This window comes from Ignavibacteria bacterium, assembly GCA_015709655.1.
Taxonomy (GTDB): domain Bacteria; phylum Bacteroidota; class Ignavibacteria; order Kapaibacteriales; family Kapaibacteriaceae; genus OLB6.
Window position 1 is genome coordinate 2,097,212 of the sequence record CP054181.1, and the last position, 15,488, is coordinate 2,112,699.

The window sequence follows — 15,488 nt, forward strand, 5'->3', positions numbered from 1 at the left end:
TATGTTGAATATCGTGAGTATCACCGACCTCCTTCGAGCCGTACACATTCATTTGCGCTTAGTGTTTAACCGCACGGTGTTCATGCCATGTATTGGAATTGTTGCTGTGGCAGTGTATGCGCAAGAACCGGACACAGGTCCACAGGTTCAAGCAGACCTAACACCCATTGTTGATACTCTTTGGACGCATACTAGGTTCGATTTTAACACGTTCTTTGAGGCATGTGCCATGGGAGGCGTACCTCAAGCACTCATAATAGCCGTGCACAAAGTTGATGCTGATCCTGGGTTCAAATCCCTCTACGCCGACGTAAGTGCAGTTATATCAATTAGTTAGGTAATTTTTAGATTCGTCATGCGGCAAAAACGTAACACTTTGTGTGTGTGTTGATCCTAGTCAACGGTAACCTTGGGTGTTGTCGCGTGATCTGACGATGATTTGATTAGGCAGCACTCGACTGTCAAGGTATTGTATAGGTACATCGTTGCAAAATCTGCGATAAGTTAGTAATGGTCTTCAATCTGCTTTCCAATTCAAGGATCCCACATACCATTTCTCAGTAGGAGCAGTCATGAATAAAAACTCTTCCACCCGCACGACCATTTCACGCTTCGTCACATTGTTCCTTGTTGTGGCATGCGTTGTCGTAAGCCGCGCACAGGAGCCCACCCTGCCCATCATCTGGAGTTCCCAGTTGCCATGGTGCTGCGAGAAAGTCGTGGCAAACCCCGATGATGAATTTGTGTACTATAAGTACAGAAACTTCATCGGTCAGGTTCGAGCCTCCGATGGTATGTTTCTCGACTCCATACTGGTTCCTGACGACTCGGTGATCAACATGGATGAGACTTACGGACTCTTTCATTTGCGTACGCGCTCACAGTTGATTGCTGTCGGTGACGGAATACCACGCTATGATGATAAGGTTCGCGGGATGATTCAGATCTATGATGTCCCACAGATGCGACACAATCGTTCAATTCTCATTCCGAAATGGTGGCCGTATTCAAATCAAGGTTCTATAACCGGTCCATCTTGCATTAGCTCAGATGAACGGTACATCGCAATTACTGGCCGTCACGAGATTAACAGAATCTATGTTTATGACCTTAACACTCGAGAAATGGTATGGATGCATGAGGGCATGGAACAGGAACAGCTCGGTGCATCGTTTACTCGCGACAGCAATCGTTTGATGATCTCGAAGTATGTTTTCAACCAAGGGGGAACGAGTGTGAGCTGTTGGGATCCGATTACAAATACGATGTTGTGGGAGAAAGTTATTACATCGAGATTTAAAGAGTACAACCAATTCACGAATGATGGCAAACGAATAGTTGTCAACTACTCCGGTCACCTCGGAGTGTACACCTACCCGGAACTCACCACACTGTACCGGTCGGATACTGATGCAGGAGATTTCATACCAAATGATGACGGGTCACTGATTCTGCTACGTTTCGGCGTGACAACAGGCACAAAGACTTTACGTGTTGAAACTGGAGACATAAAGACACTTGATTCTGTGGGTGTATTGTTGACGGCAGTGCCGAGTTGGAATCAAATGTATGTTGCCACAATACAAGCCATGGGACGATTGTATAAGGTTAACGTTGATTGGTCCGTAGGAGTAAACGAAACCACCGACACCGTTCGGCAAACGATTTCACCCAATCCCTGCAACACCGAAACGCACGTAACATTTTCGACGGCTGCTGCACAACCTGTGCTCATAACCGTGCATGACAGTTCGGGCCGACTACTTAGCAGACAATACGACAGTATGCTTGAGTCTGGAAATCACGTTGTTAATATCGATTGCAGCACACTGCCTGCTGGAATTTGCTTTGTGCGATTGGTTATTGGCTCAGAGACAACAACGCTTCCGCTCATGATCGAGAAGGGAAGCGCCGTGAAATGAAAACGCTTATCATAGTAACCATAGTGATGATAAGCATCATTGCCAGCGATTCAGCGCAGGACAGAGAAATCGGTAATGCCCGCGCTCGCATGACGACGGTTTTGGCTGCCTCAATTCCTGGGATCACTTATGCTGACTTGTTTAATACACGCTCCTTACCGGCATTAGGCTGGAATTGGGACACGCCAATCTCTCAGTTTAATGATCTTTCGTTTGCCCATACGCTGCATGTCGGATACCGCTATCCATGGACCGATGCAAACGGACTGATAAACGGCTTTGGCACTAGGTTCAGAGACTCTTCTACCAACGACCCGAACCAGACAGTTTGGCTGTATCCTCATGTTGATGGTTCAAACGGCGAACTTGCTGAGAACAGCGCTGGTGGCGCAGAAGAGGTAAAGTGCCTGCGGTATGACCCAGAGATCAACGTGTCGCTGACGAACTTCACTCCTACGGCAAGTGCCAGTCCCGGAGCGGTGTTCGGATTCCGATACAAGAACGCAAGCGTAACAAATGCGAACTCTCGCATTTCCCTTGAAGCTGCTGATTATCTGGATGACGATACAACACTGGTGTTGGCTGATGTGTGGCCCGACAGCGCCATGATGCAACGTTTTCAAAATGGAGATTTTAACGGCACACAAGATCAGGATCGTTCCGGCCGTCAGATGCTCCTCTCTGTTAATCTCAGACGTGCCGCAGGTAGTTCTTCAACGCAAGACACCATGCCGATCGCCATCCTCAGGCTGAAATACCACACATTCGCTGACGCTCAGGGTATCGTTGATTCGGGGTACGTGTTCATCGACTCGCTGCTCGATCCGAACGATGTTATTCTATTGAATGCCAACGATCCATCGTACGGACAAACGTGCGATTATGTCGCTGCGCCGGCACTGAACACGACATTTACAATCAGACGTCACCACCTGCCTGCCACAGGAGACAGAAACCTGAGTGCGTGGATAAATTTTCCGTTTAAGCGACAGCCAACAGGTAATCGCCCTCTGACTCACCTATATGGAAGGGACAATTCAGAGACAAGCGATTACATTCGAACACTTGATATAGAAGTGTACTATGTGACGAACGCTAACGACACATCGGACACGGACGTTGAAATTGATTGGATCAAACTTGAAACACCGCATGCGCGGGATTACCTGTCGGGACTGGATTCAGCAGCGTTTTTGGATGAGCATGTTGAATTCATGCAGGATCTCAACAGGTTTAACACCGAGGCTAATAGAACATTCAGAATTGACTCGTGGTATGCACACGACGAAGCCATGATGATGTACTGGGAAGGATGGCGTCATTTTAACCGACTCCTCGATTCCAATTCCATTTCCGAAATCGGATGCGACTATGCCCGACACCTTGTGCACAAGGTTGGCGTTCGGCGTTTGTGGCAAGGAACTACCGGCGGTCCAACGGCCGCAGCAACGCCATATTATCGTTTCGGGTATATGGACAACGGTGGCAATCCATTTATTCCGAACGAATTCCTTGGGTACCGTCTCGGAACCGAAATGCAAGAAGAGCATTGGCCCCAACAACATGAGGGAGGAACTGCACAATTCGTGCACGTGGACTATGATACCCACTGGGGCGACAAGCCGTCTGCGTCAGAACCCGGAAAGTTCTCCGTTGAGCTGCCAATCCCAGACACGCTCTATGACGATGCAGTTGTAAGCGCAAATCTACATCCGATTGGTACTTCGCCGCTAACCAATATTGAAGCCTATCTCTGGCGCTACTTCATTCGGATCATCTTTTTCTACATGAAATTCCGTGGATTGCCAACTTGTGGACGTATGGCTACTGGACACAGCGCGATACAGCACGCAATGCCGTCATTCAGGAGCAACGCGTGCCAACCGGTTCGGAAGTGTACCTCCATGCTTTTGAACAACTGGCTCTTGGTGCCAAGGGGCTGATGACCTTCTACTGTGTTTCCCGCTTCCAGTGCACTACGCCTCTCCCGCCAACATCACCTGACATTGGTGACATCCCCATCGGAGTTACCAGCCTTGCAAATGTCAATCTTGGTATTCAAACAGTACCGACAACCACTGGCTACGATTTCATTCGCGACCCGGGTCTGGGAACGGATTTCTTTGACGCAGATACTGCAAATGAACCTACACGGCTCACATACTATTTTCTCGATGACAACGGTGATGTGAATTTGGACCTCTTTTCTAACAATCTGGGAGTCGATCCTGATCGTTTGTATGCTGGTCGTGCGTCCATGAGGTTAGCGACGTACAGGCTCTATCGTTATCTGCACGACGTTGGCCCAACGCTCGCAAATCTGGAATTGAGGGGATGGTGGGCAAAGGGATACAGGCAATGGCGTTTGGAAGATAGTGTCGATATCGACGATTATTTCAAGCTGGATACAAATCTCAAGGTCGCTCACCCTTCCCGAGTGGGAGATTTTGGCTCAATCGATGCCGAAGATTACGATTCTGTGTTTTGCGACGTGATGATCCACAAGCACAGAGATACGGCACTGACGGCACGATGGTTCTTTTCCGTCATGAATCGCAGGTCTGATCCGCGCATACTGGAAAGTGGTGACTGGGTGTTTCGTTCCGAAACAGAATATGAAGATTTGCTTGCAGCAAACAGCATCGGCGAGTACGACCAACGAGGCGCTCGCGAGATTAGGCTTCCATTCAATTACGAAGCTCAGGGGAGTGGCACCGCGATTAATCTGCATGTCACGGAACTTGTCCCTGATACTGCGGTCGGCATCGACACAGTAATTGGAGCACACGCAACGCTGGCCATACGACTTCGACCCGGGCAGGCAAAGTTTTTCCGGGTCGTACCAATTCCTGCATCCAGCACGCAAGGCACAGGCTTCCTTGCTCATTCCAACCAGCGTAAGATCGTTGCGTTTCCGGTTCTAGACACGATGGTAACTGCGGCGGAACTGGAAGACGACGGTGATACGGTTCGCACATGGTTGCGTATGGTTGTTGGAGATACTATGCGATATCACAGAGTGTATCATAAACGCAAGGATACGACTCTACCTGAAGGCGGGCCATTGACCGTTTGGTATCAGCACAGCAGCCCGTTAGTTCATACAGATACTCTGCCAACAGGTACAGCTCGTTATGCATTCGACGCATCAACCGTTACGTGGGAGAATCCCGTGAACATAAGCAGCCGTGTTCTGTATCAGCCACCCGGCGCAGACTCGGCTACTATAATGGATTTGAGTTGTGGCTTTCCTGCACTCGTTGTTAGGGTTGACACCTTTGCAATGACTCGTATCGCAAAAGTGTATGTTGTGTTTGGCTGTGAGTATGATGCCACTGAACAAAATCCCAAGGTTCTTGTGTGCGAAAGCGTTATTCCTGCCGACGCAACGAGTGATGAGCAGGCTGCGTTTTATGCTAATGATTACTCTGCCGTGCTCGATGTAACACCCGTAACGTTTGTCGGAATGGTTACACAGGCAAATTTCCTTGAACACTGGGGAACTCCGATGATCAATGCCTCGCAGTCAGGTAACTACTACTGCTGGTCGCACGAAGCCAACGGTATCGGTGCTGGCTTAAAGGAACCACATCGAAGGACGTTTCTAGGTGGCCAAACAGAATATATCCGTGCCTATAACGGAATGATTTGCACGCACCCTTCAATGCATTCTTACTCGCGCCTGCACATCGGTGAGGATGATGCAGGACTTGTATGGCAAGAAGGGGCAGATCCTCTGTTCGGCAACTTCATTCTGTACACACGATTGAAGCATGACGCTAACAACAACATCTATCACGAGCTGTGCGCAGACCCAACGCCCACTGAAGAAGAAAACAATATCATTCTTCCGACGGATGGGACGATTGCACAACTGACCGATATCTATATCGACATAGAAGAAGCAAACGACGTTGCTCATCATGCGTTCCCGCTGCTGTACAGGCAAATGTCGGATTGGGACTTGACAGGCGAGAACAAGTTCTACTATCTCGGCATCAACAACATCAAAGCCGAACGAGCGTATTGGCAAACACTACCCACAATTAATTACCCAAGATGGGTAATCGCAAGGCGTGTGTTTGACGTCCGCGAGTGGACGAGCAGTTGGTTTGGAGGTAACGACACACTTTGGTCTCGTACGGCTAACTTCATTTTCTCTGATGATTATCACCTTCGCGGTCCTGATGCAACACAGGGAGAACAATGGGGCGAGTGGGGATCTGATCCTGAGTATGCCTCTTGGGATTACGACGATTCAACATCGGTACTGGAGTTTTGGTCCGAGACATCAGACACGGATCTAATGCCCATGTTATGGAGTATGACGCTAAGCTGGGAGCTGTACGGAACGGATACGGATTACGATCATGCAGATCTCGTAGCAGACGGCTCGGTACGACTCCTCAACCACATCGGAAAATATCCACATTTAGCGTCGCGGTATTCCATGACAGGAGTGAACAACCGTGGCTGGCAACGCAACCGTAGAATCTTCAACCGAACCGACGGTACATGGCCTGCTTATGTACATGCCCCTTCACTCGTAACATCATCTGAGTATTTCTACAAGCAGGGCACACAACGAACACCACAAGCCTTACGCTACGTTGGCTTCAGAGGTCCAGAAGGTTCGCCGCTCACAGGTCCTATCTATTTGCACAACAAGGAAGATTGGCTAGCGTTCAAACCTTCAAAGTTCGACGATCAAAAGGCACCGCTGGAATACTCCTGCGATTGGCTTGGCTTACCGGATGTCGGTCACATCACCGTTTCAACGAAAGCCGCTGGCGAAGAACTCGAAGCAGAATTGTGGGTGCAGCGTGAGAGCGACGGCGAAGTGATTAACATGAACACTATGGCAACGAATCAGAATGGTGAAACATGGCGAAGAGAATTTACTCTTTTGTCGTCTCCGGATGAGCGATACCGGTTCTTCATCGAACCGAACAAACAACACACTTCACCAGCAGAGGACATCGAAATCAGATTCGCAAAACGTGAAAGCAAGAACAAAGGAAGTGCCAACAGAACAATCATTGATTTGCGAAAGATGAAGGAGTTTTCTGCAACAGACGAAGCAGATCTTATCGTATATCCCAACCCAGCACAAAACATGGTAACGATGGTGATCAATAATGGCCGAAGTGATGACAGAGATGCTAAGGTAGAAGTCGTGATTTCGAGTATCATTGGAGCAACGCAAGCGAGAATTACATGCCGCAACATTGATGTCCTTACAGTCAATGTTGAAACGTGGACCGTCGGCACTTACCTTGTGTTAGTCAATACTTCCAATGGTGTCGTCCTCACTTCGAGTTTTAGTGTCGTGCGATAGCAAGTAGCTACTACGAACCACATCCTTTGGTTTTGCCAGAGTGCGTGGCTATACTGACTGAAGGGGCTGGAACTGGATGTTGACATAATTTGTTTTTTGTGAGTATAGGTTGGGCTAACCTCCGTTTTTTAGGCGGACTCCTAATTGTCAGTCGATTGAAAAGTTAGTTAGTTGTTTCATCACTGTTAGTGTTAGTGGTTATGATCCGTTCGGTGCTAGGTGCGTGGAACAATTGGATGTTTGATCATATTCATTGCACAAGTATTGCATTTGCATCACACTCCTTGTCCCTCACACCACTACCCTTTAGCAATTGCTCTTCGAAGTTCAACGCATCACGTAGAGGCCGTCAGCTCGCGGCCTGGAACAAGTGTGCGGATAGTGGTGTTGTACGCGGTGGTGGAGGCGGGGGTGGGGCCCAGAGCGAAGCGACGGGCTTGGAGTGCGCAGAACGTGCGGACGTTGCCGTGGCAGATGAGTAAGAGGTTCGGACGTTGCTGTGGTAGGTACGCAGGCACTATGCAAATATCGCATAACGCTTGCACATAAGGACGTAGTGAAATTGCGAAATGAACTTCCGTTGCGTCACACTCCACGTCCATCACACCACTATCCCTTAGCAATTGCTCTGGTGTTTATACAAACGCATGCAGAGGCCGTCAGCTCGCGGCCTGGAAGGAGTGCGTGGATAGAGGTGTAGTATGCGGTGGCGGCGGCGGGGGTGGGGCCCGGAGCGTAGCGACGGGCTTGGAATGCGCAGAACGTGCGGACGTTGCCGTGGCAACGGAGTACGAACGCTTGGTTGTTAGTGTGTTAGATACGTAAGAGGTTCGGTCGTGGCCATGCTGTATAGTGGACCGCTTGGACGTTGCTAACTTGTTCAACAGAATGTTCGGTTGCTATTGTTGTGCGTACGTAGTAGAATACCGACACAATGTTGTCCCTAGCTTGGTGGCTGCCCTTCTGTTAAGCTTGGTGATTGAGCTTGTCAAAGCCTGGGAGCCGCTTGTAGAATCTCAGTGACCATGTCGATCCCCAGGTACGGATCCACACACTCATAAGCCCCCTTCACCAACCAAACCGTTGAAACAGTTGCGTTGTATGCGTTTGGCAATCTATAAACACAACGGCATAGCAGCGTGTGGATAACTTTCGCTTGTGTGTGTGTGTGTGTGTAGATTAGTGTTTGAAGTATCGAACCTAAAACATTTTGGAGGTTTGCAATGCGTAGGATTTTGTTTGTGTTTTTGACCTCAGCCATTTGCCATGTAACACCATCAATTTTGATCGGCGGCATAATTAATGTGGCTTACCATAAGGTGAATTCCAACGGTAGTAGGAATATGACGACTGACTTTAATGGTGGCATGTACTGCCCAAGTTCAGGTACCGACTGTGATATGGTAGTAACTACCGAGAACCCAGATGGATCGTACACGACGGATGTTGTGTATCCATGTGGAATCTTAGTTCATGTGCCAGTTGGTTCGGTTCAATGGATAGGAGTGGAGGAAAGTGGATTTGGCTCTTTTGCAAACATGACCTTTCTTCCTGGCGAGTACACCCTGCAAATCACTCATAGTCCAACAGACCCTGCGTACAATTCGCTAACGGTTTCTTTAAATGGAGTTACCGCAGATTCAGAAGGCTGGATTCACGTTTTTGTTCCACATCCATAGTAACAGAGGCATTCAACTATGAAAAACCATTGGCAACCACTACTCATCGTATTGCTAACTTTTGCAGCTTATAGTCACGCGATGGCATTGACTGCCGAGTATATTAAGTGTCCGACTCCAATGAGCATGTGCACAAGAATATGGGACGTTGATTGGACGCCTCAGTCGGGGGGTATACCGTGTCCAACTGGTGGCAACTCTTGCTGGTTAAAAGAATCGAACAGCGTCGTTTCTTCGATCTCCGTCACTCCCATACCGGGAATCGGTTGGGAAATCACTCTTCCGGTTGGTGCACTAGAGTTTAATCAGATTGGAGGGTCGCAAAGCGTGACGATTGCAAATGTTGCTGGGTTCACCTTCGTAGGAGACGAGTACCATATTCGAATCAATTCATGGCCAGAGAACCCAGCATACGAAGGTGTGCAAGTGTCCCTAGACGGTAAAACGGTTACCTCGGCAAATACAGTACACGTTCTCATTCCACTCTGAAAGACCAGCTATTGCACTATTATGAAGAATGGTTCGCGAAAGTTTGGTGTTGTGCGTGCCTGTTGTGATGATAGGGTAAATCGTGCATCTCCGTCGATACAAAGACTCGTACCACTGTTAATGGTGTCGTTAATGGTACTACTAGCAGTAAAAAGTTCATTCTCACAATCTCTTGGCAAGACCTATCCATTGCGCTCACGAGAGGCTGGCAAAGGTGCCGTATATGCATTTGTTGACGAGAGTTCATGCTTTGTTTGCAATAAGCATTTACACTCTCTAAAGCTTCAGGCAGCAAAAGCATCGGTACCATTCGTTCTATTTGTCCTTGGAGCCGACGAAAAGCGAACTCGCGAATTAATTGACCGTGATTTCGGAGCAGATTCCTCATTTGTATATGACGAGTTTTATGTTTACGATGCAGTCTTCGAGCTAGAGCAAGTACCAATGTTGCTTGTACTAGATAAATCGGGGAGGTTGCTGTTTAAAGGAATCCCGGGTAAAGTAATGTTCGACGACGACGAGTTTATCTCTCGTCTAAAAGATGTAGCAACGCAAGATGCCCAAGCGTTTAGGTACTCACTTAAGGGTGTACCCGCTATGGAGGTAGAGTCTGTAGTTAAGATTCCCAAGGAGTATTCTATAAACACTTCAATTGCTTTGTCTGGTGCTTACTCCAAGCGAAAGAACAACTACGTAGTCTTGAATCACTACTCTAAGCAGATGTTACAAGTAGAAGCTGATGGCAGTTGCCACTTGTTGCCACCACTTAAGTCGTATCACTTGCCCTATACACCGGCCACATCCATGATTAAGGGACGCTCTGATGATGGCGAATCAATTGTGCTGTGGGACACCGATTTGAGATGTGCGAAGCCATGGATAGTTCAACTACATCCTACCGACACCACGTATAAAGTTGAACAACTACCCGACGACTGGACCAGGTTGAATAGGAGAATAGAGTATTTGGGTGACTCGCTTCCAATCGTAATCACAAAAAGGATAGATGACGGCTTCGACCCATATCTGTCCGATACAACGATGTTGTTTTACGGTAGGGGTGCATACTGGCAGTCTCTTGGTCGTAGAGACCCAATGTTTTACGATTCAATTTTAGCCAAGTATTCGTGGTTAACGGTAGCCGCTTATGACACCCTTCTATTGATTTACCAGAATCTAACATCTTACATAGACGAGTACACTACCAACGGCGCACACAGACGAAGACTATCAATTGATTTCCCTGATTCTATAACTACACAGATTAACCCAGCTTTCGAAGAGTTAAATGGAGAGGCTACTAGCTCAAACAAAACGTCAGGTATTATTGTTAGTCTGCTTGCTAATCAGATATTTGCTGATAGTCATTCAAGTATTGCCTGTTTGACTCTTGCGTTCAAAGTTGCTTCATTAAAAGAACCGGTTCCTGGCGAAAGTCATTCTTCATATCAATGTGTAGCGCTGTTCATTGATTTGGAAAAATGGAAACAAATTGGACTTTGGCAATTCCCAATTGGATACTCTCCATTTCAGTTCGCCGATGGTCGTGTGCGTCGTTTCTTGGTTGATCACGGTAGGATTTCTATCGCAACCATTCTTATTCCCAATTTCGAATAGTTCATACGGTAGTGGGTTAACTCTTATCTTTTCGTAGTCAGACTCGTAAGTTCCTATTGATCGAAACGCCGTTGGACTATGTCCGCTTCTTAGTTGAAAATCTAGAGACTATGGCTTTGGGCTGATTGGACTGAATTCTATTGTTGACCTCGTCTTTGATCGCCCGTTGCAAAATAGGCAATCTTTTATTGTTGTGCACTCGCCGCCATGATTGTTCGGCATCAAGAAGAGCTAGTGCTGACCACCGTAGCCGCTGATCACCTGTCGACCATCGTGTAACGTGCCTCGTACGACGTGCGATGGCAGAGTTCGCTGACTCGATCACATTAGTCGTGCCGAACGAACGGCCGAACACAGATCGTAAGCCGAGTCTTGTCAGGGTCAGTACGTCTTCGATGCCCTCATTGAGTGATGCAGCAGCGGCGGGATTGATCTTCTGCAATCGTGTTATGAGTTCATCAGCCATAGTGTATTAGCCCCTTAAAAGACTGGACAGAAATCACGAACCAGATTTGTACCAGTTAACTTAGGGAACCATGTCAAGAACAAAGCGAACATTTACACCGGAAGACCGGCTGAGTCTTCTGCAGGAAGCGGAGCGGGAGGGATATTTGGCTACCTGTCGCAAGTACAATTTATCCCCATCTTTATTGGCAAAGTGGAAGCAACGGTATCTATGCAAGGGTGTCGCAGGGCTGAACCCCTCGTATAGGCGGATAGATCCGGCCGTACGAGCGTTAGAAGAAGAGAATGAGCGATTGAAACGTATCATCGCCCGACAAGCATTAGAGCTTGAGGTCAAAGGAGAGTTGCTAAAAAAACACCTATCCAACCAAGGAGAAAGTGATGATCATCCAGCGTTACTCCGATCGAGCCGCCGTTACGGTTCTTTCGCAGTGGCTAGGATTGCCACGGAGTACGTTATACTATACGCCTCGCCCGGGAAAACGTGGTAAAAAACCCAGCACACATACGCTGTATCACGGCTCGATGGTCCCTAATGAAGAGGTTGTTGACAAGATAAAGGAACTTATCAGTGGTCCGTACAATGCTTATGGGTACCAATCTGTTCATGATGATTTACGCCAATTAGGGTGATTAATCACAAGAAGACGTATCGCCTCATGGATGAGCAGAAGCTTCTTCTTGGGAAAGTTATCCGTAGCCGTGGGAAACGCACGTGGGTGCAGTATAGGCAGATATCGGCTCATCAGCCGATGGAGTACTTATGTCTTGATATTAAGTATGTCTGGGTACACGGAGAAGGTCGGTGGTATTACCTACTCTCGATCATGGATGTGTTCAGCCGCAAGATTATCCAGTGGATCTTCCAGAGGAGTGTCCGCAAGCATGACGTGATCGTGATGTTTCGCAGGTTGCATACACAGTACAACCTCAAGGGAGTACTCATCAGAAATGATAACGGCTCCCAGTTTCTGGCCAATCAGGTGAGAAGCTATCTCGCTGAACTTGAAGCCAAGCAGGAATTTACCCATGTGGCTACACCCGAAGAAAATGCCTACATCGAAGCATTCCACAGCATTCTTCAACGGGAGCTGGTTGAACGATTTGAGTTTAGCAGCTTCTACGAAGCTAACCAGCATCTTCAACACTACATGCAGTGGTATAACTATGAGCGCAAACACAGAAAACTCGGCCCAATAACTCCACAGCAGAAATGGGAAACTGGTCTGCTCACTACGTCCACTCCGGAGTTCGCTCATGTGTCGGAACGAGCCAGGCTCGGTTCGAAGGAGTTCACAGAACATCAAACACAATTTCAGTTGTCAGGCATCACCGACCCAACAACTGATGCTGTTACTCGCCGCTGCTCAAACAAGAAGGAGAATAATCGGCACGTACTACATATCTTTGACAACAATTCTGTCTAATCTATTGGGGGTTGATACACCTTCTTGTTTTATTCTTTTTACTCTTGTGTCTCCGTTGCGAATAAAGTCGCCAAGCGATGCAGAAATTGTCGAAGTAGTCCTTTTAGCTGTCCCAAAGTCGTAATATTCGTTTTTTACAATATGATTGTAAACGTCCATATAAGTTGTCAGGTCGTTAATCTCGTCAAGGCTTTTTAAAATCGCTTCTTTTATTGTCATTGTCTGTTTGTTTTTCTGTTACGTTTCTGTCGTCTTACCACTGGCTATCACTATGCCCTCGATGGTTGCCAAACAAAGCGTTGCAAGCAATTTAAATGCTCCTAAATGAGCTCGGTCCTATCAATCAGAATGCACACTTAACTAAATTACTTCAGTTCTTCGTGTCAGAACGCTTGTCTTGGTCCTCCCATCAATGCCAAGTACCACATCCAGTTGAACATTGCTTCGAATACAAATATTGATCCGAACGATTTCCCATCTGAACCGGAGCTCCAACTGGGTCCACTACCACGTTCGATACCCAACTGTCAATAATGAACTCGTTCTTCATACACACTTTGTATTCGCGCTTGCAACACGTTGTACCACAGGAGAGCCACTTCCAATAATCTACATAAGATTTGCCAGAAACAGGGTCCGTGTAAAAAGTAGGGATGGCTCCTCGATCACAATCTTCAGACACATTTGGTGGCACGACCTCATAAGTACACTTCACCCACAAACCACAAGATGCTGTGAAGAATCGAGTAACCAACGGATCCGTGCCGTCACAATCTGGAATATTTGTTAAACTCGGACCGAACAAAAGAGTGCGCATGAGCTCTCTCACCATCATCTCAGCATAACCATTATAAACATGCTCTTCAATTTGTTGACCGTTTTGATTAGCGCATGGCCCTAGCAAAGTCACACTCACAACATAAACCTCTAGTTGTCCGTTGCAATCTCGCATTTTGTAGACAACTTCCGCCTGGCATCCCGAAGCGTATTGCGGGTATGCCGTTGTATTAGCCGACCAAGGCGTACAGTCACCTGTGGTTGGCGGACACGGTGGTGGATCTTGCGCATACATTGATAGAGCATTTGCAACGACTAACAGACTAACAATCAATGCCTTCATTTTTGTTTCCTCTGTGTTTCTAATTATCTGTCTCTGACAAAACCCAAGCGACAACTTTGCCCTCATATACGACTGAGATGATACCGGCAGTGTCTCCATTCAAAAGGTTCACGCGACGCCCAGTCGAATCAAAAAACAAACAATCACCCAGCACAATCGAATGAGCAACACAGTATCCTTCAATGGATTTCGTGTCAAACAGGAGTTTAGAAGAGATAGATTCACTTCCTGATAAAGAAATGTCGTTCGTCACACCCAATAACACGTTGACAGGAATGATCATTAGCCCGGCATGAGTATATATGTAGTACTCGTTTTCGACTTGCCTCATTCCATTGACATTTGAAAGATTGGTGACAACGTCGTACTCAGGAAAAATAATTTTAGGATTGAAAACTTCTCCTGTCTGACAATTGATCAACCCCTCATTTGTACAAGCGAGGATGCGATCATTGTTATCAACGAATAGTCCGCTAACAATTCTAACCTTGTAGTGAAAAGTGAATAGACGCGAGAAACTCAAGCTGTTCTTAGAGTAGGAAACGATACACGAGTTCAACTCTTCACTATCCGATCCTTCAGTACTTTGGGAAAGGCCAAGCACTAAACTGTCATCTGGCAACCTTGCAACGCTGTTTACTTGTCTTCGTTCTAAAAATGACAACGTACGTGACTGAAAGCTTGCCGATGGTGTGCTCGTGTTAGCATTGACAAAGACAACATTCAGCGTATCACCCGTACGAAGAGCAAAGCAAGTGGAAAAACTATCTGGACCGTTTTCTAACCAGTTCGTCATATTTCCTACAATGTTGTCATCTTCGTACTCGTAAACTTGGGTCAACTGGTCATTCGATTGATTCAGCACCCATACTTCCAGACGACGAGTATAAAACGTCATCATCTGACCACCTACATCCTTGGTAACGAGATACGGGCCGACAGTAGCAGCAATACACATAGTGCCGATAGACGAACGCGCAATATCCCAGAACACACGAACAGAGTCCAACGTGTCGCCAACTACCATTCTCCGCTTCAATTCATCGGTAGTTTGGTCATAAATGAAAATGCCTCGATCACTCGTAACAACATATTCGTTGCCATTCAACTCGATCGAGTTTTGTGTAGTACCAACACCAACATCAGGATTGGAGTATTTGTGAACAATACTCCACGGTCCGTTGTTTACTGATTTAGCAATGAATGACTTGTATTTGGTCGAATTTGCGTCGCCCGAAACCACATAGCGAGTTCCGTTAGAACCGAATGCGGCGTCAGTAACAATGTATCCACCAAGCTCATCACTTTGAATCCATTGTTGCGCATCTATATCAGGTACACAACAGAGCATTACTGATGCGAAGGTGATTATTATACGTTTCATTATTGTCTCCTAGCAACCAGCCTGACATGGTTTGTCAAAGTCTGCTT

10 protein-coding genes and 2 pseudogenes are annotated in these 15,488 nt (G+C 47.1%); 8 read left to right on the plus strand and 4 right to left on the minus strand.

The features are described from left to right. Nucleotides 1–572 precede the first annotated feature (572 nt). The 5 genes from HRU79_08400 to HRU79_08420 all read left to right on the plus strand — a co-directional run bounded on the left by HRU79_08400 (nt 573) and on the right by HRU79_08420 (nt 11,045). Nucleotides 573–1,922 (plus strand): T9SS type A sorting domain-containing protein, encoded by a 1,350-nt coding sequence (locus tag HRU79_08400; protein ID QOJ26667.1) that lies wholly within the window; start codon nt 573–575, stop codon nt 1,920–1,922. Further along, nucleotides 1,919–3,865 (plus strand): hypothetical protein, encoded by a 1,947-nt coding sequence (locus tag HRU79_08405; protein QOJ26668.1) that lies wholly within the window; start codon nt 1,919–1,921, stop codon nt 3,863–3,865. Before HRU79_08400 ends, HRU79_08405 begins: the two co-directional genes overlap by 4 nt. Beyond that, nucleotides 3,799–7,260, plus strand: a complete 3,462-nt coding sequence (locus HRU79_08410; protein QOJ26669.1) for a T9SS type A sorting domain-containing protein — start codon at nt 3,799–3,801, stop codon at nt 7,258–7,260. Before HRU79_08405 ends, HRU79_08410 begins: the two co-directional genes overlap by 67 nt. Nucleotides 7,261–8,483: 1,223 nt before the next feature. After that, nucleotides 8,484–8,939: a hypothetical protein gene (locus HRU79_08415; GenBank protein QOJ26670.1), complete on the plus strand. Its 456-nt coding sequence runs from the start codon at nt 8,484–8,486 to the stop codon at nt 8,937–8,939. A 510-nt stretch (nt 8,940–9,449) separates the two neighbouring features. Next, complete coding sequence (locus HRU79_08420; GenBank protein ID QOJ26671.1) at nt 9,450–11,045, plus strand: hypothetical protein; 1,596 nt, start codon at nt 9,450–9,452, stop codon at nt 11,043–11,045. Nucleotides 11,046–11,121: 76 nt separating this feature from the next. On the opposite strand, the gene HRU79_08425 is transcribed toward HRU79_08420, so the two are convergent. Beyond that, on the minus strand, nt 11,122–11,511 hold the full coding sequence (locus tag HRU79_08425; GenBank protein QOJ26672.1) for a transposase: 390 nt from the start codon (nt 11,509–11,511) through the stop codon (nt 11,122–11,124). Between the two features lie 70 nt (nt 11,512–11,581). Between HRU79_08425 and HRU79_08430 the strand changes: the two are divergent. The 3 genes and pseudogenes from HRU79_08430 to HRU79_08440 all read left to right on the plus strand — a co-directional run bounded on the left by HRU79_08430 (nt 11,582) and on the right by HRU79_08440 (nt 12,937). Beyond that, nucleotides 11,582–11,892: pseudogene (locus tag HRU79_08430) on the plus strand (transposase). Next, nucleotides 11,892–12,143, plus strand: a complete 252-nt coding sequence (locus HRU79_08435) for a hypothetical protein (GenBank protein ID QOJ26673.1) — start codon at nt 11,892–11,894, stop codon at nt 12,141–12,143. The pseudogene HRU79_08430 and the gene HRU79_08435 overlap by 1 nt, the downstream one beginning before the upstream one ends. Next, nucleotides 12,140–12,937: a DDE-type integrase/transposase/recombinase gene (locus tag HRU79_08440; GenBank protein QOJ26674.1), complete on the plus strand. Its 798-nt coding sequence runs from the start codon at nt 12,140–12,142 to the stop codon at nt 12,935–12,937. Before HRU79_08435 ends, HRU79_08440 begins: the two co-directional genes overlap by 4 nt. 18 nt (nt 12,938–12,955) lie before the next feature. Here HRU79_08440 and HRU79_08445 read toward each other — a convergent pair. From HRU79_08445 to HRU79_08455, 3 genes and pseudogenes are all read right to left on the minus strand, one after another. Further along, nucleotides 12,956–13,156, minus strand: a pseudogene (locus HRU79_08445) (hypothetical protein). A gap of 190 nt (nt 13,157–13,346) precedes the next feature. Further along, nucleotides 13,347–14,057, minus strand: coding sequence for a hypothetical protein (locus HRU79_08450; GenBank protein ID QOJ26675.1), 711 nt, complete (start codon nt 14,055–14,057; stop codon nt 13,347–13,349). 19 nt (nt 14,058–14,076) lie between these two features. Beyond that, the gene (locus HRU79_08455; GenBank protein QOJ26676.1) at nt 14,077–15,441 is read right to left on the minus strand and encodes a hypothetical protein; all 1,365 of its coding nucleotides are present in this window, start codon (nt 15,439–15,441) and stop codon (nt 14,077–14,079) included. Between the last annotated feature and the right edge of the window lie 47 nt (nt 15,442–15,488).